Annotated in this window: 19 protein-coding genes and 1 pseudogene; 12 read left to right on the top strand and 8 right to left on the bottom strand. The window is 40.6% G+C overall.

The window, feature by feature from the left end; genetic code table 11:
* Positions 1-217 precede the first annotated feature (217 nt).
* Positions 218-1597 carry a WS/DGAT/MGAT family O-acyltransferase gene (locus F986_RS10120; RefSeq protein WP_004694657.1) on the bottom strand — a complete coding sequence of 460 codons (1380 nt, stop codon included), beginning with the start codon at positions 1595-1597 and terminating at the stop codon, positions 218-220.
* A gap of 161 nt (positions 1598-1758) precedes the next feature.
* Positions 1759-2493, bottom strand: a complete 735-nt coding sequence (locus tag F986_RS10115) for a phosphoadenylyl-sulfate reductase (protein ID WP_004694654.1) — start codon at positions 2491-2493, stop codon at positions 1759-1761.
* 202 nt (positions 2494-2695) lie between these two features.
* Between F986_RS10115 and thrH the strand changes: the two genes are divergently transcribed.
* On the top strand, positions 2696-3313 hold the full coding sequence (gene thrH / locus F986_RS10110; protein ID WP_004694653.1) for a bifunctional phosphoserine phosphatase/homoserine phosphotransferase ThrH: 618 nt from the start codon (positions 2696-2698) through the stop codon (positions 3311-3313).
* An 81-nt stretch (positions 3314-3394) separates the two neighbouring features.
* Here thrH and F986_RS10105 read toward each other — a convergent pair whose 3' ends face one another.
* Complete coding sequence (locus F986_RS10105) at positions 3395-4552, bottom strand: OmpP1/FadL family transporter (RefSeq protein WP_004694650.1); 1158 nt, start codon at positions 4550-4552, stop codon at positions 3395-3397.
* A 329-nt stretch (positions 4553-4881) separates the two neighbouring features.
* Positions 4882-6384 carry an outer membrane protein transport protein gene (locus F986_RS10100; protein WP_004694648.1) on the bottom strand — a complete coding sequence of 501 codons (1503 nt, stop codon included), beginning with the start codon at positions 6382-6384 and terminating at the stop codon, positions 4882-4884.
* 748 nt (positions 6385-7132) lie between these two features.
* Here F986_RS10100 and F986_RS18255 point away from each other — a divergent pair.
* Positions 7133-7249 (top strand): annotated as a pseudogene (locus F986_RS18255) (IS5/IS1182 family transposase); the annotation flags it as partial.
* A gap of 30 nt (positions 7250-7279) precedes the next feature.
* Here F986_RS18255 and F986_RS10095 read toward each other — a convergent pair.
* Positions 7280-8299 carry an AraC family transcriptional regulator gene (locus tag F986_RS10095; protein ID WP_004694646.1) on the bottom strand — a complete coding sequence of 340 codons (1020 nt, stop codon included), beginning with the start codon at positions 8297-8299 and terminating at the stop codon, positions 7280-7282.
* Positions 8300-8452: 153 nt separating this feature from the next.
* Between F986_RS10095 and F986_RS10090 the strand changes: the two genes are divergently transcribed.
* The 8 genes from F986_RS10090 to F986_RS10055 all read left to right on the top strand — a co-directional run bounded on the left by F986_RS10090 (position 8453) and on the right by F986_RS10055 (position 16485).
* Positions 8453-9898: a coniferyl aldehyde dehydrogenase gene (locus tag F986_RS10090; RefSeq protein ID WP_004694644.1), complete on the top strand. Its 1446-nt coding sequence runs from the start codon at positions 8453-8455 to the stop codon at positions 9896-9898.
* A gap of 114 nt (positions 9899-10012) precedes the next feature.
* Positions 10013-11731, top strand: coding sequence for a GMC oxidoreductase (locus F986_RS10085; RefSeq protein WP_004694642.1), 1719 nt, complete (start codon positions 10013-10015; stop codon positions 11729-11731).
* 478 nt (positions 11732-12209) lie between these two features.
* A complete protein-coding gene (arsC, locus tag F986_RS10080; RefSeq protein ID WP_004694641.1) occupies positions 12210-12644 on the top strand; it encodes an arsenate reductase (glutaredoxin) in 435 nt (144 codons plus the stop codon).
* Between the two features lie 57 nt (positions 12645-12701).
* The gene (locus F986_RS10075) at positions 12702-13022 is read left to right on the top strand and encodes a metalloregulator ArsR/SmtB family transcription factor (RefSeq protein ID WP_004694638.1); all 321 of its coding nucleotides are present in this window, start codon (positions 12702-12704) and stop codon (positions 13020-13022) included.
* Between the two features lie 6 nt (positions 13023-13028).
* A complete protein-coding gene (locus F986_RS10070; protein WP_004694637.1) occupies positions 13029-13502 on the top strand; it encodes an arsenate reductase ArsC in 474 nt (157 codons plus the stop codon).
* 7 nt (positions 13503-13509) lie between these two features.
* A complete protein-coding gene (gene arsB, locus F986_RS10065; RefSeq protein WP_004694634.1) occupies positions 13510-14553 on the top strand; it encodes an ACR3 family arsenite efflux transporter in 1044 nt (347 codons plus the stop codon).
* 5 nt (positions 14554-14558) lie between these two features.
* On the top strand, positions 14559-15263 hold the full coding sequence (gene arsH, locus F986_RS10060; protein WP_004694633.1) for an arsenical resistance protein ArsH: 705 nt from the start codon (positions 14559-14561) through the stop codon (positions 15261-15263).
* Between the two features lie 154 nt (positions 15264-15417).
* Positions 15418-16485, top strand: a complete 1068-nt coding sequence (locus F986_RS10055; protein ID WP_004694631.1) for an ArsO family NAD(P)H-dependent flavin-containing monooxygenase — start codon at positions 15418-15420, stop codon at positions 16483-16485.
* 276 nt (positions 16486-16761) lie between these two features.
* Here the strand turns inward: F986_RS10055 and F986_RS10050 are convergent, their stop codons facing one another.
* From F986_RS10050 to fahA, 3 genes are read right to left on the bottom strand one after another with little or no spacing between them, the layout of a single operon-like run.
* Complete coding sequence (locus F986_RS10050; RefSeq protein ID WP_004694629.1) at positions 16762-17337, bottom strand: VOC family protein; 576 nt, start codon at positions 17335-17337, stop codon at positions 16762-16764.
* Between the two features lie 21 nt (positions 17338-17358).
* Complete coding sequence (gene maiA, locus F986_RS10045; RefSeq protein WP_004694626.1) at positions 17359-17997, bottom strand: maleylacetoacetate isomerase; 639 nt, start codon at positions 17995-17997, stop codon at positions 17359-17361.
* A gap of 21 nt (positions 17998-18018) precedes the next feature.
* Positions 18019-19302, bottom strand: coding sequence for a fumarylacetoacetase (gene fahA / locus F986_RS10040; RefSeq protein ID WP_004694623.1), 1284 nt, complete (start codon positions 19300-19302; stop codon positions 18019-18021).
* A gap of 185 nt (positions 19303-19487) precedes the next feature.
* Between fahA and F986_RS10035 the strand changes: the two genes are divergently transcribed.
* Positions 19488-20309 (top strand): IclR family transcriptional regulator, encoded by an 822-nt coding sequence (locus F986_RS10035; protein WP_004694622.1) that lies wholly within the window; start codon positions 19488-19490, stop codon positions 20307-20309.
* Positions 20310-20520: 211 nt separating this feature from the next.
* Positions 20521-20675 (top strand): helix-turn-helix domain-containing protein (locus tag F986_RS17895; protein ID WP_004694620.1); only part of this gene is annotated, 155 nt, incomplete at its 3' end.

Genomic DNA, 20675 nt, shown 5'->3' with positions numbered 1-20675 from the left:
TGTAGTCATAAATTTTAGTCCCCACTTGTTTTTAAGTGGGGACTAAATTAAGGCTTATAGGATGAATTCATAAGGTGTGTTCAGCGGACGCTTACCTATGATTCGTACTGCGTGTCATCAATTATTAAAACAATGTCGTAGCATTAAAAACTAAGGGGCTTATCGAAGCCCCTTAGTTTTATTGATTATTCTTGTGTTTCTGATTCGTTTTGCGGTATCAACTGACCGCTTGCAACTTTGGGCCTTCAACCCCCACAATCGCTTCAAAGCGTTGAATCTCTTCCTCTAAGTGTGTGAGTAGATTCTGCATCTTCGGCAGTGCATTTCGACAAGCCGTCAAACCCACCTCAAGTTTATCTAAATAACTGGTCATGGTAATGTTGAGTGCCTGACCATCCAAAATGATTGAGGCAGGGTATAGTGCATCGAGTCGTGCCCCATTCCAATACAATGGCTCACGTGGGCCAGGGACATTTGAAATTACCAGATTAAACGCTTGGCGTTTAGGCAGTAAGCCTGAGGCAATGTTGAGCCCAGCTGCACTATAAACAAAGGCACTATAGTTTAGAATTTGATTTGAATTCATGCGTTTAAATTTTTCTTTGGCATTTTGCACACTACGACGAACAATTGCGAGGCGCTCTAATGGATCTTCTTTATGCGTGCCTAAATTTGCCAAAATCATGGTGATACGGTTCGACATAGCTGAATCATCATCGCGAACCGATGCAGGTACCATAGCAATCAAAGGCTTTTTAGGAAGTGCGTCTTGGGACAATAAATATTCACGCAAGGCACCTGAACAAATCGCCAGTACGATGTCATTAATCGTGACCCCTAGACTTTTAGAAATATGACGTAAACGGTCAAACTCAAAAGACTGTGCTGCAAAACGGCGCGAAGAGCTAACCCGTTGGTTCAGAATAGAGCTGGGTGCTTGGAAGCTTGAAACATAATCAGGATTACGTCCCATATCTTTCATGACTGTTTGTGACAGCTCATACATGACACGTGGTGTCGACTCAAGTTGCCCCATTACGCCATTCATAATTTTCTTAAAGCGACTGACGTTGGGTTCTTTTAAGCGTTTTGCACGAGGACCTTCAACACACCATGGTGGCACAATACTCTTTGCATTTGGATCTTGTGATAATGATTTTTCCACCAAACGCATACCTGCAATACCATCCACCATCGCATGGTGAATTTTAAAGTACATGGCAAAACGATTCCCTTCAATCCCTTCAATGATATGACAGGTCCATAACGGTTTAGCGCGGTCAATTAAACTACTGTGTTCTTGTGAAATATAGGTGAGCAGTTCAAGAATACGCCCCGGTTGTGGGAGTGCGATATGACGAAAATGGTGATCAAGATCAAACTCTTCATCTTCATCCCAAAATAAGCCGTTGAGTTTGTTGTTAAATGGAGGAATAGGAATAGATTTGGAGTTACGAATATCTGCAACTAAATTTTGAATGAAGCTGGCAGGTGCATTTTCAGGGATTTGGAATAAGAATAATCCACCGACATGCATGGGTTGCTGGCGTTTTTCAAGTGATAAAAAAATAAAGTCAATCGGATGTAATGGACGCATAGTCTGGATTGCCTCACTGCAATATCTGACCGCTCCTATATGAGCAATCTTGTTAGAATTATAGAACTTAAACCTAGTATATCGATTTTTTTTAACAATGGGAGCGCTTTGTGTGTATCCATTGGTTGCGAAAAACCACTGCTTTGCAGTGGTTTTAGTCTTTACTTTTTCAAATTACCTGCATGCAAGCCACATTCTTTATGTGTCGCTTCCTCCCACCACCAACGTCCTTCACGTTCATGTTGGTTTGGTAACACTGGACGTGTACATGGTTCACAGCCGATAGAGATAAAACCGCGTTCATGCAATGGGTTATAAGGCACTTCCATCATGCGGATGTAACTCCAAACGTCGGCACTGGACCAGTTGGCAAGGGGATTGTATTTAATCAATTGTTTTCCTTCGCCTGAAAACCCCACATCTGCTTGAACAACTGGAATTTCAGTTCGTGTGCCCGGACTTTGGTCTTTACGCTGACCGGTAATCCAACCATCTAAAGTCGCCAATTTTTTACGTAAAGGCTGAACTTTTCGGATACCACAACACTCTTTATGATCATCTTGATAAAAGCTGAATAAACCTTTTTCATTGACCAGTTGTTGAACGGCGTCTGCTTCTGGGAAGCAAATTTCGATATTGATATTGTAGTGTTTACGCACAGTCTCGATAAATTGATACGTTTCTGCATGTAAACGTCCCGTATCTAAGCTAAAGACACGAAAAGGTTTACCTAAGTTAGCAGCCATATCAATAAGTACGACATCTTCTGCACCTGAAAACGAGATGGCAATTTCACCCGTTTGATTTAGTGCAAGTGCTAAAATTTCACTTGGCGATTTATCAGCATATTCAGCTGCGAGAGCATCAACAAGATCAATAGTTGGAATGGTTGTCATGAGTATCCTGGCAATAGGCTTGGAATCTAACAAGACCTATATTACGTTATTTGCTGCGTATTTTAATAGAGTTGAAATAAGCCACTTATCACTAAAAAATAAATGCTTATGAAAAAAATAGATTTAAAAAACAGCAATGCATTAGACAAATATTAAGCTATGATAGTTCAAAATTTTTCCACGTAAATAAAAGGGAGTATTAATGGAAGTTGTTTGCCTTGATCTAGAAGGGGTGTTAGTTCCAGAGATTTGGATTAACTTTGCTAAAAAAACAGGCATTAAAGCGCTTGAAGCAACCACACGTGATATTCCTGATTATGATGTGCTTATGACGCAGCGTTTGAATATATTAAAAGAACATGGTCTAGGTTTAAATGATATTCAAGAAGTGATTGCTGAAATGGGACCATTTCCGGGCGCAAAAGAATTTGTTGAATGGTTACGTACACACTTTCAGCTCATTATTTTATCAGACACTTTCTACGAGTTTGCGCACCCATTAATGAAACAACTGGGCTGGCCAACGATTTTTTGCCATAAGTTAGAAACTGATGAAAAGGGTATGATTACAGCGTATAAGCTGCGCCAACCTGACCAAAAACGTGAAGCAGTTAAAGCATTGCATGGACTAAATTACCGTGTGATCGCCGCAGGTGATTCTTATAATGACACCACAATGTTAGGTGAAGCGGATAAAGGCTTTTTGTTTGATGCACCAGAAAATGTGATTAAAGAATTCCCACAATTCCCTGCAATTCATGGTTATGAAGCTTTAAAAGAGGCAATACGTAATGCTTCGGTTCGTGATATTCCGGCTTAATATTTTGATTTTAAAATAATAAAAAATGGCGCAATTAGCGCCATTTTTTATTAAATTTCAATGTTAGTTAACATTGATTTATTAAAAGCGATAGCCAATTTTCATACCATATGCAAGGGCACTGTTATCTTCAAAGCTACCAACAACATTCCCACCTGTTTGTGCATCTGCATCACCTAACCATAGGTAACGTACGCCAGCAGCAATGAAATAGCTTTGTGCAGGGCTATATTGAGCGCCTAATCCAATACTCCAGTTTCCTTCTACAGGGCCAAGTGTCGTAACAGGGTTACCTGCTCCAGAGTCATAACCAACAGAAGCTGAACCAGCCCATTTATCATTAAACTTATGAGAAAGACCTGTTGTAATAGACCACTGATCATCTGAATAGTCGATTAGATTTTGTGCTTTACCTCTTGCAGCTTGTGTTGCAGCAGCTAAATATGTTGGCTTAACTGCAAATTGATCCCAATGTACCCAGCGAATATTTGCAAAAGCTAAGGTATCTTTAGCGACACCTGATTGCAAATCAATGTTTACAGACTGAGGTGTAACAACTTCTGTGTTTGAGTTGGGACGAACAGCAGCACCTAGGGCAAATGTTTCTGAAGTATCAAGTTCATGTTTAATTTCAGAGCGATAAGTGATAGCAGCTCTAAGTGCAATTTCAGGAATAGAGTATGCGGCACCTGCAATCCAACCGAAAGCATCATCTTCTTTGAGATCTATGTCGTAGCCACCTAATAGACGAGTACCACCGTATGCGGCGCCACGTAATGAAACTTTTCCTTCAACTGTTTGATATACGGGGCCTGCATAAAAATTCCAGTTTTGGTTGGGTTGGTAACCAATCAGCGCAGTTAGATTATGAGTATCAACTTCAACAGACGTTCCTTCCATACCATTACCAAATGTACCTGCTGTTGATGAGTAGGTTGCATCAGCACCGAAAGGCTGATCATATAATAATCCTAGTGAAATATTATCGGTTGCCTGTATTTTAATCGCTGCAGAAGGGAAGTAGTAATCACCTCCCATATCACTGATTTTTTCATCTTTAACAACTGTAGAGGTACCTTCTACAGTTGGATCAATTACTGTAAAACCAGCTTCAGCATAGTTGCCCGATTGAAAAAAAGCAGACATTGATTGCCCAGATCGATCTAGACCGCCAGCTATGACAGAAGTTGTTGGGATTAAGCTGAGCAAAATAGCCGAGCGAAGAGCTGTAAGCTTCATAGGGAACATTCCTTGTTGTAGCTTTATGTAAGTGATTGGCACGAAAAGTAACATAAATACAAAAAGAGTAAATGCTCAACTACGGTTGTAAAATGAACTGAAAAGTTAAAAAATATACTTGTGTAGAGTAAAAACACTAAAAAAAAATATTAATTTTATGATTTATATGAATTTATTTTTGGATGCTGAGTGGCTGATTGAATATTATGCAAAATGTTTAAGTGTTTATTTGTTGCACAAATGAATCACAAGTGTATAAAAAAGAGTGTAGATGTCATTGTTGAAAATGAAAAAACCATCTTTACAGATGGTTTTTTCGGCATTAATAGTTAGAACTTGTAACCGATTTTTAAACCATAAGCTAAAGCATTGTTATCTTCAAACTCTGCTACATAATCAGAGCCACCTGATTGAGCACCAGTTTGAGCTTTAGCATCACCTAACCAGAAGTATTTTACACCGCCGGCGATGAAGGTTGCTGGCGTTGGGCTATATTGAACACCCAAACCAACGTTCCAATAGCCTTCTGTTGGGCCAAGCGTTGACACAGGGTTACCTGCGCCAGAGTCCCAACCTACAGAAACGTTACCCGCCCATTGATCATTTAATTTACGGCCAACACCAGTGGTTACAGACCATTGATCATCTGAATATTCAACGAGATTAAAACCATTTGGGCGGCTAACTAATGGTCCAACAGCCTCACTGACTAGACCAAATTTATATGGACGAATTGAAAAATTAGACCAATCTACCCAACGAACGTTAGCAAAAGCAACAGTATTCGCCATAATACCTGTTTGGAAATCTAGGTTAACAGATTGTGGAGTGGTAATAGTTGTTTCACCGCTAGCAGCAGCAATTGCAGCAGCTGCTTCTGCGCCATTTGGCAATAATGCTAAAGCACTAAGAGTTGATAAAGACTCTGTAACGTTAACTTTGTGGTCAACTTCTGAGCGATAAGTTAGAGATGCCTTTAAAGCAATTTCAGGAATTTGATACGCAAAACCTGCTAACCAACCTACAGCGCTATCTTCAGGAATGGATGCATCATATCCATTATAGAGACTATAAGCTTGGCCTCGAAGTGAAACACTTCCTTTAATCGTTTGATAAACTGCACCACCGTAAATGTTCCAATTTTCAGTTGGTTGATAACCCAATATGAAGGAAAGATTTTGTGTATCAACCTCTACTTTTGTATTGCCTGTGCCTAATAAGCCATTGACATCAGCAAGACCAGCATCTACTGCAGATTCAACACCAGCTAAAACACCTGCATCAATAGCAGCTTTAACTTGGGCAATAGTATTATATTGAGTTAATGTTTGCTGAAATGCCTGTTGTCCTGCTGTAGTGGTTAAGTCCACACCTCGTGCAGTTAATGCAGCACCAACACGTTGTTGAGCAGAGAGATTATTGAATGTTGTATTAATGGTATTTTGGCGAATCACAGCTAAAGATTCTGGTGGAAGAATGGTATTTGTTGCATCTGAAACGAAAACGTTCGTCCCAGAGTATGCTACATCAGCTCCAAAAGGTTGGTCGTATAGAATACCGAATGAAAAATTCTTTGTTGGTTGGAGTTTTAAGGCTGCACTTGGGAAGTAGTAATCACCAGCCATGTCACCAATTTGACGATTTGTTGCGCTTGTGCCAGCTTCCTGTCCAGACACATCTGGATCTAATACAGAAATACCTGCTTCAAAGTAATTACCAGGTTGCAAGAATGCAGAGATTGACTGACCTGAACGATCTAGAGCAGCAGCAAATGCTCCCGTCAGTGGTACAGTTGCTAAAATCATCGCTGTCGTTAATGTCTTTAATTTCATTCTACTTCTTTCCTTGAGGTGCAAATGCAAATGTTTTTGCTCATTTTGTGTTTATGTTTTTTGGCTTTTGGAGAGGTCGGTTAACCGAAATCATTTGTTACTCCGTGTCACAAAAATAGCACAATTAAAATAAGAGTAAATGCTCTAGATATAACTAATCAGTTCAAAAAGTGATCACAATAGAGTTTTTATACTAAAAAAACATATTTTTTAAACTTAAGTTAATGAAAAATATAAATATATAATTTGAAATATAAAATTTATTTTTTGGTTAAAAATTACTCAATTAAGCGTGAACATAAATCCTTTTTGCGATGCGTATCACTGTTTTTCTTTACTGTTTTATAATGCAAAATTATATTTTTTAAATCATTTATCGATTATTTTTATATAAGATCAAGTTATTGTTCTTTACATGATTAATATTGTCTACAGCAGCAATGATAATTGTTGCGGAATATTGTGCTGTGTTATAAAAAATATATAAAAGTTGAATCAAATATTAAGAGCAAAAATCCTTAGTTTTAAATATAGATGAATGAAGACAGATGGTCATTAAGCGGTGTAATCAGCACTCTATCTTGGCTTAAATAAGTTATCGTTTTGTTATACTGTTAAAAGCATAATTTATTAAAAAATTTAGAGTTTTAGTTCGCTATCGCTCTACTGTGAACCATAAATGATTAGAAGGATGGGCTTTGTTGTACAAACCTATTCTTAAAGCCATCTTTAGCAATATAATTTCCGAATGAAGAAGCCAGCACCTAAAATTGACCGTACAAGCAATTGCTCCTCATATAACCGAGTTCTCATTAATCGTGGAAATATTGCCATTTGGTTTGATCTTGAAACTCAGAGGTATGCTCATTATTGAACAAAGTAGCAAAACCAGAAGTCATACAATATGGCTTCGACTTTTGTCTCTTAACTCGGTTGGAGGAACGCCAAACCAACTTTTAAAGTTGCGACTAAAAATAGATAACTCTGCATAGCCCAACTGTAGAGCAATATCCGTCAAATTCACATTGCCTGCATCAAGCATACGCAGTGCTTCTTTTTTTCGGACATTTTCGAGTATATCTCGATAGCTTGTTCCTTGCATTTTTAAAGCGCGCTGAAGCTTTTTCGGATGCATGCCCATACACAGCGCGATCTTTTCAATGCTGCAGTCTCCTGTCGCCATTAGCATGCGGACTGAACTCTCTATCAGTGCGGTATTGTCTTCAGTTTTGGTGCTGCTTTGTGTTTCAAGCTGCTGTACGATTAGTTGATTAATGGCATCTTCATTAAAATTATAGGGTTTATAGCTTAAAAAGCTTGCAGGAAAATAAAGTGCATCTTCATCGGTTTCAAACTCTACCTGACATGAAAAATGTGCTTGGAAAGTTTGAGCACCTTTTTGTGGTGCTTTTTGCTTGAAGCAAATTTTTTCTGCATGCCACTGCGGGCCAATCAAATCTTTTAAAATATTCGCGACAAGGCAAATGGCCAGTTGTGATTTTTGTGGTACATCGGTGTTGTATTCACTTAAACGCACAAAGTTCAGCTTACAGAGCAGAGCATTATGTTGCGAGACGTGGAAGACAATGCCTTCAGCATGTAAATAGACATATTTTTGCGCCACGCTTAAGGCTTCAAGTATGCTCGTTTGTCGGGACATGTAGACGCCAATCAAACCGATTGTGCTAATATTTTGGAGTGCACCGAGTTTTAAACCGAAGCAATCATCCTGACAAGCTAAGGCCGCTTTTTCCAATAAATTTAAATAATGATCATAATGAATAAATGAATCTGGATCACGGAGTAAAGCAGGTAAAATCCCGATCTCTTTCAAGATTTCTATAGGATTTATGCCATAACTACGGACTAAGTCTTCAAAACCGCCGAGGCTGGCTGCACGAATATAACTTCCCATCACAACATTCCGTGTTGTCCTAAAAGATCAATTTAGTGTCCTAAAAAGTCAAGCATAATTCAAGCCATTTGTTAAAGTAGGATAAGAGATTATCTCAACCAACATAGAAAAGAAGTATTGAATCACCATTTTTAGCCGTGAAAGGAAAAGCATATGCAACTTACGGTTCAGTCTCATATCGAGCAAACAGTGATAGAACAGACATTGCACGATTGTTTTCAATTACAGCGCAAAAGCTTTCATCAACAAGGCATTGAAACGATTGCGCAACGTAAGCAACATTTACTGAATTTAAAAGCATTGATTAACGATCACCGTGAAGCAATTATTGACGCCCTGAATCGTGATTATGGCAATCGTTCACGTCATGAAACCTTATTGGCAGAAATTATTACTGTCACGGATGACATTAATGGCAGCATCAAACATTTGAAGCAATGGACTAAAGTGCAAAAAAGACATGTCGATTATAGCCTGTATTTTGGTGCAAAAAACCGTGTGATTCCGCAGCCGCTGGGGGTGATTGGAATTATTGTGCCGTGGAATTTCCCCATTAATTTGATGTTTTCACAGTTGTCAGCTGTGTTTGCTGCGGGAAATACGGCTATGGTTAAAATGTCTGAAAATTCAAGACATTTGGCTGAATTGCTGATGGAGTTAAGTCCCAAATACTTTAAAGCGGAAAAATTACAGATTTTCGATGAGACTGGTGAAGTGGGCATCGCATTTTCAAAACTGCCGTTTGACCACCTGATGTTTACTGGTTCTGGTGCGACAGGGCGTAAAGTCATGGCTGCTGCAGCACAAAACTTAACCCCTGTGACTCTGGAACTGGGTGGTAAATCTCCTGCGGTGATTGACCCTGAATACCCTATTGAGAAAGCTGTAGAACGCATTATGTTTGTGAAACAGTTTAATGCGGGACAAATTTGTACCAATGTCGATTATTTATTTGTACATGAGTCGAGGTTACAAGCGTTTATTCAAGCGGCATCAGTTTGGGTGCAGGAACATGTGCCTGATATTCATAGCAGAGATTATACTTCTGTGATTGATGAGCGCGCATTTCAGCGCTTAGTACATAGCTTGGCAGATGCTGAAGCCAAAGGGGCCAGTTTGATTAATTTAAATCAGCAAGAGCCTGATGCGGCGACACGAAAATTTCCACTGACTTTGGTGCTGAACAGCAATGATGAGATGGAAATTGATACGCGTGAAACCTTTGGCCCGATCTTGATGGTCAAAACCTACCAGAAGCCTGAAGAGGTAGTGGACTATATTGTGCAGCGTGATCGTCCATTGGCCTTTTATCCATTTAGCAAGAACAAAAGCTTAGTCGAATTTTATATCAGCCGAGTTATGTCGGGTGGTGTTTCGGTCAATGATGCCTTATTTCATGTCGGGCAACATGACTTGCCATTTGGTGGGGTCGGTGCCAGCGGGATGGGGCACTATCATGGTTATGAAGGCTTTTTGACTTTTTCTAAAATGCGCCCTGTGTTTTATCAGGCGGGTTTCTCAAGTTTGAAGTTTCTCGCGCCACCGTATGGAAAATTTGCCAATTGGCTGTTGAATTTATTGATCCGCATCAAGTCATAAGTGCCTAAATTTTAAAACCTCAACATCACTTTTCACTTCAAGATGGATATTTTGAAGTGAAGGGGTTGGTGTATTTAAAAACAGAAAAATAAAACTATTAAAGGAGTTAATAGTATGAATAATAAAGATTTTGATTATGATCAAATCGTGATTGGCTCAGGTTTTGGTGGATCGGTCAGTGCTTTACGCCTCAGTGAAAAAGGCTATAAAGTCCTGATTTTGGAGAAAGGCTTACGCCGAGAAGACAAGGATTTTCCAACCACCAATTTAGACACCAAAAACTATTTGTGGCGGCCTGAACTGGGATTCAGAGGTACAATGCAATTTACTTTCACCAGTAAAACCACCATTTTGCATGGGGTTGGTGTCGGTGGGGGCTCACAAATTTATGCCAATGTACACTTAATTCCACCTGATGCAGTTTTTGAGTCCGAGGCATGGACCAAGATTCGTACCGACTGGAAAGAAACCTTAAAACCGTTTTATGGTCTCGCTCAACGCATGTTAGGTACAGCGAATAATACTTATACCAATATTGCAGACGACACATTAAAAGAAGTTGCGAGTGAAATTGGATATGCAAATTCATTTAAAACGGTGAATACGGGGGTCTTCTTTTCTCAAGTAGCTGGTCAAGAAGGACAAGTAGCGAAAGATCCGTATTTCAATGGAGATGGACCAGAACGTAACTCCTGTATTTATTGTGGCAGTTGTATGTTGGGCTGTCGTAATAATGCCAAAAATACCCTGATGAAAAATTACCTGTATTTTGCTGAGCGTAATGGCGTTGAAATTCGTCCAAGTTCAGAAGTGGTGAAAATTACACCATTGAATGAAGATGGTAGCGCAGGTTACGAAGTAATAGTCAAAGAAAGCCTTGGGAAACAAGTTCGTCAGTATAGTTTGCGCAGTCGTGGGGTAGTGTTATCTGCTGGGGTGATGGGTACGGTACCGATGTTGTTAAAAATGCGTGATCAGCATAAGACTTTACCCAATATTTCTTCATTGCTAGGACAGGAGGTTCGGACGAATTCGGAAACCCTGACCACAGTAAACAACACAGGAAAAAAACTGGATGATGGGGTAGCAATCAGCTCTTTTATTTCGGTCGATGCAGATACCAATATCGAGGTCACACGTTTCCCTGAAGGTGCAGATGCTTCATGGATTTATATTCCATATGTGCCGATGGTGACTGGTCAGGGTTTTATGCGCTTTATGAAGTTTGTTTTTAATACACTGTTGCATCCCTTAAAAACCTTTAAAGTACTGCGTTATAAGGGTAAAGCCAAAGACTCTATTATTTTATTGGTAATGCAAAAGTCTGAAGCGTTTATTCATTTTGAATGGCGTAGAAAGTGGTATCGACTGTTCCAGAATAGTATTACTGCCGTGCAAAAAGAAGGAGACACACCACTCACCGTTTCATTCCCTGCGGCTGAAGAAGCCACTAAAATGATTGCACAAAAGTTGGGTGGAGAGCCAGGTTCTGCACTTACTGAAATTCTACTGGGAACGCCAACGACAGCACATATTATGAGTGGCGTTGCGATGGGTAATGACCGTAACAATGGTGTGGTGGACTTCACCGGTCAAGTCTTTGGTTATCAAAATTTACGCGTATTAGATGGTTCAATTGTGCCGGGAAATTTAGGTGTGAATCCCTCACTGACCATTACCGCACTGTCTGAATTTGCGATGAGTCAAATCCCAGTGTTCTCCGCAGAGCGGGCAGCAAAGATTCAGCGTATTGAATTTAGTCAGCCTTTGGAGGGACAGGTGTCTGACTTGAAGGGCAGTGGGGATTTAGCCAGTGCATTAAGTAATGCTTAAAAAAGTGGATATGGTTTGGGCTGGTGAGGGTGCCTAATAAGGCAAATTTGACATCCGAAGCAATACAATCTTGAGATCATTATCCCTCTAACGCTGTATGACAGCGTTAGAGGGCGTTGCTGATTTTATGGGCTATAATTCAGAAATTCCTAAGCTGAGAAGAGAGCAAAAAGCAGTCTTACCTTTTTACCGATTAATTGGGGGACATTACTGAGTCTATCCGTAAACCCAAAAGCCATAGTTTATTTTTTCTTGTTATAAAATATGACTAGGAAAATCAAAATAATAATTAAGATCAAAGTAATCATGACTGTTTCCATAGCTTGACCTCTAAATCTTGTATTTTATCTAATTTTAACATGCTCATTCGATCACTATATATTCAAAAAAGATCATTTTTCATTCTTTAAATATGGAGTTGCATATATATGATTATTCATATATAAATATATATAAAGATTCAATTGAGTTTGAGCAAATGACTGCTACTCCAAACATTAAGATTTATCACAATCCAGAATGTGGTACATCACGCAATACATTGGCGTTAATTCGTAATGCCAATATTGAACCTGAAATCATTGAATATCTTGTCAATCCTCCATCTAAAAATGAACTTATTCAGCTGATCGCGGATGCGAGTTTAACGGTGAGAGAAGCGATTCGTAAGAATGTTGATCCTTATCGTGATCTAGAGTTGGACCGTGAGGACTGGACGGATGAACAGCTTTTAGATTTTATGCTGCAGCATCCAATTTTGATTAACCGTCCATTTGTAGTGACTGAATTAGGAACTCGTTTAAGTCGTCCGTCAGAATTGGTTTTAGAAATTCTGCCACTCCCACAAAAGGGTGCTTTTACTAAAGAAGACGGTGAACAAGTGCTTGATGAAAATGGGCAGCGATTAAAATAAATATGTCATGGGTATCTGTGAGTATGGTTATATCCAGAGGTTTGAGTAGGTGAAAGTATGGATCAAATCAATTTTTTTAAATGTTTAGCTGATGAAACGCGATTCAATATCGTCATGTTGGTTCTTGGAAATAATGAACAGTGTGTTTGTGATTTGACTGAAAAACTACAACTCAGCCAACCTAAGATTTCGCGGCATTTAGCCTTACTGCGTTCTTCAGGTCTTTTACAAGATCGACGTCAAGGGCAATGGGTCTATTACAGTCTCAACCCTAATTTACCCACTTGGTGCGTAGACGTACTTAACACCCTTAAAAATGCTGATTTACAGCCAAAAGTTGCTCCATCATTTCAACAAATCAATAGTTATTGCGAGTAGAACAATATGAAATTCCTTTTTTTGTGTACTGGAAACAGTTGCCGTAGCATTTTGTCCGAAGTGCTGTTTAATAGTCGTGCCCCAGAGGGTTGGAAAGCATACAGTGCAGGTAGTAAGCCATCAGGGCAAGTACATCCATTGACCATTGAAACTTTAGAAAATCTAGGTCTTTCAACAGATGGTTTGTGGAGTAAAACCATTGATGATTGTGAACAATATCAACCTGACGTAGTGATTACGGTTTGTGATTCGGCTGCGCAAGAAGCGTGTCCACTGTATTTAGGTGGAGCAATCAAGGCACATTGGGGCTTGGCTGATCCTTCGCATTTAGACTTGCCGAAAGAAGAGAAGCTCAAAGCATTCCAAGTGACTGTAGACCATATCAATCGTCGTTTAGATGCGTTATTTGCACTGGATACAGCGCACATGTCTCGTCCTGAATTGATTGCTTCAATCAATCACATCTCAGATATTGAATGAGAACATCATGGCTCAACAAAGACTGTCATTTTTAGATCGTAACCTCACGCTATGGATTTTCATCGCGATGGGGTTGGGAATTGCGATCGGTGTGTTCTTTCCACAAGCCTCAGTGGCATTGGATAAAATGAGTGTGGAGTCTGTCAATATTCCAATTGCGATTGGTTTGATTCTGATGATGTATCCACCATTAGCAAAAGTAGACTATGCAGCTTTGCCACAGGTGTTTAAAGATAAGAAAACGCTGACGCTATCCTTAGTACAAAACTGGCTCATCGCACCTGTTCTGATGTTTGCATTAGCCATCATTTTTCTACACAGCTATCCTGAATACATGACAGGCTTAATCTTGATAGGACTGGCTCGTTGTATTGCCATGGTCTTGGTGTGGAACGGTTTGGCCTGTGGGGATAACCAATATGTTGCTGCATTGGTAGCTTTTAACAGTATCTTCCAGATCTTATTCTTCAGTACTTATGCTTGGCTATTCTTAACCTTCTTGCCGCCATATTTTGGTGTTGCTGGACAGGTAATCAATGTCGATTTCTGGACCATTACCCATGCGGTACTGGTGTATTTGGGAATTCCATTTTTCCTTGGCTTTATGACGCGATTCACTCTAGTAAAAGCTAAAGGTCTGGATTGGTATCAACATGTCTTCTTACCTAAGATTAGTCCACTGAGTTTGTTGGCGTTATTGTTCACGATTGTGGCGATGTTTAGTCTCAAAGGGAACGACGTAGTGAGCTTACCGATGGATGTCTTACGTATTGCGATTCCATTGACGATTTACTTTATCGTGATGTTCTTCATCAGCTTCTTCATGAGCAAATGGATGGGGAATGACTATCCTAAAACCACAGCAATTTCTTTTACTGCTGCGGGGAATAACTTTGAATTGGCGCTGGCTGTCGCGATTGCGACCTTTGGTTTAGCTTCACCAGTCGCATTCACGACGGTGATTGGACCATTGGTTGAAGTGCCTGTGCTGATTGCTTTAGTCAGTGTGTCTTTGTGGCTTAGAAAAAAGTTTTTTAAAGCAGAGGTGTAATTTCTATGACTCTCCCAAATGTAGATATGAATCTTTTGGATCAGCCGACTTTAGAAAAAGTACAGGCCAAAGTGCTAGATCATCCACCCCGTATTTTGCTGCTCTATGGCTCTAACCGTGAGCGTTCATACAGCCGATTGGCGGTGATGGAAGCTGGTCGTATCTTGGAGCAGTTTGGCGCTGAAGTAAAAATTTTTCATCCTAAGGGCTTGCCCTTACCTGAAGATGCGGATATGGAGCATCCAAAAGCCAAAGAACTACATGAACTTTTGGCATGGTCAGAGGGCATGGTATGGTGTTCGCCGGAACGTCATGGCTCCATGAGTTCAATTTTTAAATCACAAATTGATTGGATTCCACTGGCAGGTGGTGCGATTCGTGCAACCCAAGGCAAGACTTTGGCGCTCATGCAAGTCAGTGGTGGTTCGCAGTCTTTTAATAGCTTAAACCAGATGCGTATTTTAGGCCGCTGGATGCGCATGATCACCATTCCAAACCAATCGTCTATTCCCAAAGCTTTTTTAGAGTTTGAAGAAGATGGACGAATGAAACCTTCAGCCTTTTATGATCGAATTGTCGATGTTATGGAGGAGCTGTATAAATTCACGCTACTGACGCGTGGGCAAAGTCAGTACCTTACAGACCGCTATTCAGAGCGAAAAGAGTCGGCAGAAGAATTATCTAAGCGTGTCAATCAACGGAGTTTATAAACTCTAGATGATCAAAGATGTTGAAAAGTAGCTTGTGTAATTGAAAAGTCCAATTACAGATTTGATCAGTTTTTAAAAGTCACTTAGTTTGTTGAATAGACTGGGCTTTTTTAATTATGAATATGGCTTCACTATAATCAAGAGGAGAGATGCTTTGGCACAACTACAAGCACAAGTCGATGTGGTTATTATTGGTGGTGGTCAGTCGGCACTTGCTACAGCTTATTTTCTCAAACGTAAAAAAGTTCCATTTGTGATTTTAGATGATCAAACGCAGGCGGGTGGCGCATGGCTGCATGCTTGGCAGTCGCTACGTCTTTTTTCACCGCATACATGGAGTTCGTTGTCAGGTTGGATGATGCCCACAACAGAACACAACTACCCAACGCGAAATGAAGTGATCGAATATTTGTCGGCATACGAGCAACGTTATCAATTTCCGATCATTCGTCCTGTACATGTGAATCATATTGAACAAAAAGATGGCTATTTAGATGTGTATGCTGGAGATCAATATTGGCGGGCAAAGGCTGTGGTCAGTGCTACAGGAACATGGAGTCAACCTTATATTCCACATTATGAAGGACATGAGCGATTTGAAGGGATACAAATACATTCAGCTCATTACGTAAATCCAGAGCCTTTCATTAATAAAAAAGTGATCGTGGTTGGAGGTGGCAACTCTGGTGCACAAATTCTTGCCGAAGTTTCAAAAGTGGCAGAAACGACTTGGGTCACGACGACAGCACCAGCATTTTTATCGGATGATGTGGATGGGCGAGTCTTGTTTCTTCGTGCAACGGAGCGTTTAAAAGCACAACAGGAAGGTCGGAGTTTGGAACAACTCGCAGGTGGCTTGGGAGATATTGTCATGATAGACACTGTCAAAGAGGCCCGTGAACGTGGCGTATTAGATAGCCGAGAACCGTTTAACGCATTTGAAGAACATTCAGTTGTTTGGGCGGATGGTACAACACAAGCCGTAGATGCTGTCATTTGGTGTACAGGATTTAACCCTGCACTTAATCATTTAAGAGGTCTTGGTGTGGTAGAGCCTGATCAAACGGTTGCTGTTCATAATGGGCGTTCAATGAAAGTAAATAATTTATGGTTGGTTGGCTATGGTGAGTGGACAGGCATGGCATCGGCGACTTTAATTGGAGTGTCCAGAACAGCAAGAGCTGCGGCTGATGAAATTGCTGCCTATTTGACTGGTGCTTAAACCTATAAGTTTAAAGGGATGCGTAGATAGGTTTCATGCATGAACAATTCGATTTGATTCGATACGGATGATGATGGAAATAGGATTCGCCGTGAAGCAAATGGAAAGCAATTATTGATGATTGATAGGAGATTTAAGGTACTCTAAGTTTCTAATTAAAATAAGAATAGCTGCCTGTTTATATCAGAAAAAGCAGCCGAAGCTGCTTTGACTTTTTTTAATCATCGTTGAGGTTACTTCTAAAGGCATTCGCGATCAGCACAACTTTCGCCAAATTTATGCATCTATTTTGGCGGTACGAGAGTTATGACTTAGTTCATCTGCATGTAGGAAATGCGTATGCTGCGGGGCGCGTTTGGTTTTGCTCCATTCTTCCAGCATGTCATATTTCATTTGTTCTGTAATCATGGCAATTTTTTGTGGCGCTTTTTCATCGTCATAGGCCAGTTCCAAACGGTGGCCATTTGGATCAAAGAAATAAATTGAGTGGAAAATACCATGATTGGTAATGCCCAAGACCTCTATACCATTGGCTTCTAGGTGTTCTTTAGCATCAATCAGTGCCTGACGGTCTTTGACTTTGAGTGCAATGTGCTGCACCCATTTTGGGGTGTTTTCATCGCGGCCCATTTCAGGCTGGGTTGGCAGTTCAAAGAAAGCCAACACATTGCCGTTTCCTGCGTTTAGGAATAGGTGCATATAGGGATCAAAGGCTTTGGTTGAAGGTACATGGTCTTCAGCAAAGGCGAGAATGAAATCCATATTTAGGTTTTTTTTGTACCATTCCACCGTTTCTTTGGCATCTTTACAACGGTAGGCCACATGGTGGATTTTTTCAATTTGAATGGTCATTTTTATATCCTTATAAAAAACTTAAGCGGCTTCAGGTTGCATTTCAGGTGCAGCGTGTTGAAAAGCCTCTAAACTGTTGCAATGGGTATAGATCGAACAAATTTTTGGATAATCGGATAAATCAAGATTAAAACGTAGAGCGTTATAGACTTGTGGAATCAGGCAGCAATCCGCGAGGGTCGGCTGATTGCCAAAACAGAATTTTCCATTTGACTGTTCCAGTTGTGCTTCAAGGGCTTTAAAGCCCGTTAAAACCCAATGTTTATACCAAGCCGTTTTCTGCGCATCACTTATTTCCAATGTACTCGTCAGGTACTGAAGTACCCGTAGGTTGTTGAGCGGATGGATGTCGCAGGCGATACTTAAACTAAATGCACGGATCAAAGCACGCTGCTGCAAGTCTTGAGGGAGCAGGGCCGTGTCTGGGAATTTATCTTCTAAATATTCAAGAATGCTTAGCGATTGAGTCAGAACAAAATCTTGCTCTGCCCATGCGGGCACCAGCTCACTAGGATTGATTTGACGGTAGCTTTCACTATGCTGTTCACCGCCATTATTGACTAAATGCACAGGTACGTGTTCAGCGGCCAGACCTTTTAAATTCAGGCCAATACGAACTCGGTAAGCCGCAGAACTACGAAAATAGGTATACAGTTTCATGGGCAACATCCTAGTCTGCAATTATTGGGTAAAACCAAAATCCATTGCTGGCAGAATTTTGCCGCTGACTTCACCAAAACCAAGCCGCAAATCATCTTTTTCACAATAGCCTTTCATAATGACGGTATCACCGTCTTGAATGAAGTTACGCTGTTCGCCATTTGATAGCGTTAAAGGTTTGGTGGCATTCCATGTGATTTCGAGTAATGAACCATAAGAATCTGGGGTTGGTCCTGAAATGGTCCCTGAACCCATCAAATCACCGACCTGCAAGTTACAGCCCGCAATCGTATGATGTGTCAGCTGCTGAGCCATGGACCAGTACATATATTTAAAGTTGGTTGTGCAGATCACATCACTTTTTTCGTCATTCTCAGGCTGAATTTCAACCGAAAGATGAATGTCATAGCTGTTGCTGCTGTTGTCTTCACACAGATAAGCCAAAGGTTTTGGCTCTTGTTCAGGCGAACTGGTTTTAAATGGCTCAAGTGCTTCCAGCGTCACAATCCAAGGTGAAATAGACGACGCAAAAGTTTTGGCATTAAACGGACCAAGTGGCACATATTCCCATTGCTGCAAGTCACGAGCAGACCAGTCATTAAACAGCACCATACCGAAAATATGATCCCAAGCGTTTTCAATTGGAACAGGTTGACCCAGCTGACTTGCCTTGCCTACGATAAAACCAGTTTCAAGTTCAAAGTCGAGTTTACGGCAAGCAGAAAATACGGGACGTTCTGAATCTGGCAGCTTGATTTGTCCTGATGGACGGACAATGTCTGTACCACTCACAATGACCGAGCTGGCACGACCGTTATAACCAACAGGGAGTTCTGACCAGTTGGGCAGCAGCGCATTTTTCGGGTCACGGAACATGCAACCGACATTGGTGGCATGTTCTTTAGACGAATAGAAATCGGTATAGCCTGAGATGTTTACAGGCATATGCATTTTAACGTCTGATTGTTTGAAGAAAACCTGATCACGCAGGGTCTGATTATCACGAAGTTCAGGATTATCTGCGGACAACAAAACTTGTAATTCAGCGCGGACCTTAGACCAATTGGCTTGACCTGATTCAATAAACAAATTCAGTGTCGGCTGATTAAAGAGCAGTTTGCCATCTGCCACTTTGCAATAACCATGCGCTTCCAGTACCGCCAGATCAATTACCCATTCTCCCAGTGCTACGCCAGCACGAGGCTGCGAATTGTGTTTTTCACTAAAAATGCCATAAGGCAGGTTTTCTAGCGGGAAATCTGAATGTGCAGCAATTTCAACAAATGACTTCAAGCGTTTGCTCATGGATATTGATCCTTTCCGTGGAAAATTTAAGTTCTAGATAGAATCATACTTATATTTTAAAATTACGCAATAAATAATTTATTTATGAATAGTGTAAATTATTGAGCTATACTACTCTGAATGAGAGAGTCAAGTTTAGATGGCTCACATTTTTGATTTAAGTAGTACAATTCACCAATGGAGTTATGACAACTAATGCAGCTATGCAGGGTAAAGCGATGAGTGTTGAGGAAGAAAAAATACAGGGAGGGGTTCAGTCTCTGGAAGTTGGATTAACCGTATTAGATGCATTAACTGCACATAATGCACCGATGATGTTAAAAGAGCTGTCCGAAGTTTTATCCATGCATCCGGCCAAAGTACACCGTTATGTGGTGAGCTTGATTCGTAAAGGCTATGCTCAGCAATTAACGGATGGGCGTTATAGTTTAGGTGAGCGTGCACATGCTTTTGGGGTGAATGCACTCAAACGAACAGATATGCTGGAATTAAGCCAGCGTTATATTCAGGACATTCAGCAACATCTGAATTGCAGTATTCATGTCAGTAAATGGTTTGCCGATGGCGCGGTCGTGGTTCAGTCTCTAGAATCTAACCATGTCTTTAATATTATTACCCGAGTCGGTTCACGCATGCCGCTGCTGAAATCTGCGACAGGGCGCTTGCATGCCTGCTATCAGTCTGAGCACATCATCAAGCCATTATTGGAAAAAGAATGGGAAAGTAGCGTTAAGTCAGAGCAGTATCCTGCAAATTGGGAAGATTTTTTAGAGCTGAAAGCGAAAATCCTGAGTCAAGGTTATGCTTCAGTCACAGGAGATATGATGGCTGGGATCAATGCGATTAGTATTCCAGTCTTTAATTTCACGCAGCAACTGGATCATGTCATTACTTGTATTGGCACAGAAGATCAGTTACCCGAAGGGCAAATGCAGCAAGCAATTGATTATGTACTTGGCGTACAGCGACAGATCGATGCTTTATTTCGTCCAGCTGCTGCCATATAAAAGCGTCGATTGCATTGAAAAGATGAATTAAGTTTTAAATCCGCCCTTTGGTGGATTTTTTTATGGGATGCGGTCGTGCTAGACAGTATAAATATTTCATTTTCTGCCACGCTGTCTAAAGGAAAGTAAGCGTCCGCTGAACACACCTTATGAATTCATCCTATAAGCCTTAATTTAGTCCCCACTTAAAAACAAGTGGGGACTAAAATTTATGACTACAAATCACCAGACATCCATCGCATCTCTTGCGAAAAAACGAAGAACATACAGTGCTGAATTTAAACAGCAGATCGTTCAGGCTTGTAAAGCACCGGACGTTTCAATTGCTTCGGTCGCTTTGCAACATGGATTGAATACAAATCTTGT

Origin of the sequence: Acinetobacter johnsonii CIP 64.6 (assembly GCF_000368045.1) — a bacterium.
Classification (GTDB): Bacteria; Pseudomonadota; Gammaproteobacteria; order Pseudomonadales; family Moraxellaceae; genus Acinetobacter; species Acinetobacter johnsonii.
This window is presented reverse-complemented; position numbering and strand designations above follow the sequence as displayed.

Excerpts from the sequence above, each read along its gene's own strand:
- F986_RS10085 (WP_004694642.1), top strand. The coding sequence starts at position 10,013 with ATGAATAATAAAGATTTTGATTATGATCAAATCGTGATTGGCTCAGGT.
- F986_RS10090 (WP_004694644.1), top strand. The coding sequence starts at position 8,453 with ATGCAACTTACGGTTCAGTCTCATATCGAGCAAACAGTGATAGAACAG.
- F986_RS10095 (WP_004694646.1), bottom strand. The coding sequence starts at position 8,299 with ATGGGAAGTTATATTCGTGCAGCCAGCCTCGGCGGTTTTGAAGACTTA.
- fahA (WP_004694623.1), bottom strand. The coding sequence starts at position 19,302 with ATGAGCAAACGCTTGAAGTCATTTGTTGAAATTGCTGCACATTCAGAT.
- F986_RS10120 (WP_004694657.1), bottom strand. The coding sequence starts at position 1,597 with ATGCGTCCATTACATCCGATTGACTTTATTTTTTTATCACTTGAAAAA.
- arsH (WP_004694633.1), top strand. The coding sequence starts at position 14,559 with ATGACTCTCCCAAATGTAGATATGAATCTTTTGGATCAGCCGACTTTA.
- F986_RS10100 (WP_004694648.1), bottom strand. The coding sequence starts at position 6,384 with ATGAAATTAAAGACATTAACGACAGCGATGATTTTAGCAACTGTACCA.
- arsB (WP_004694634.1), top strand. The coding sequence starts at position 13,510 with ATGGCTCAACAAAGACTGTCATTTTTAGATCGTAACCTCACGCTATGG.
- thrH (WP_004694653.1), top strand. The coding sequence starts at position 2,696 with ATGGAAGTTGTTTGCCTTGATCTAGAAGGGGTGTTAGTTCCAGAGATT.
- F986_RS10070 (WP_004694637.1), top strand. The coding sequence starts at position 13,029 with ATGAAATTCCTTTTTTTGTGTACTGGAAACAGTTGCCGTAGCATTTTG.
- F986_RS10050 (WP_004694629.1), bottom strand. The coding sequence starts at position 17,337 with ATGACCATTCAAATTGAAAAAATCCACCATGTGGCCTACCGTTGTAAA.
- F986_RS10035 (WP_004694622.1), top strand. The coding sequence starts at position 19,488 with ATGACAACTAATGCAGCTATGCAGGGTAAAGCGATGAGTGTTGAGGAA.
- arsC (WP_004694641.1), top strand. The coding sequence starts at position 12,210 with ATGACTGCTACTCCAAACATTAAGATTTATCACAATCCAGAATGTGGT.
- F986_RS10075 (WP_004694638.1), top strand. The coding sequence starts at position 12,702 with ATGGATCAAATCAATTTTTTTAAATGTTTAGCTGATGAAACGCGATTC.
- maiA (WP_004694626.1), bottom strand. The coding sequence starts at position 17,997 with ATGAAACTGTATACCTATTTTCGTAGTTCTGCGGCTTACCGAGTTCGT.
- F986_RS10105 (WP_004694650.1), bottom strand. The coding sequence starts at position 4,552 with ATGAAGCTTACAGCTCTTCGCTCGGCTATTTTGCTCAGCTTAATCCCA.
- F986_RS10115 (WP_004694654.1), bottom strand. The coding sequence starts at position 2,493 with ATGACAACCATTCCAACTATTGATCTTGTTGATGCTCTCGCAGCTGAA.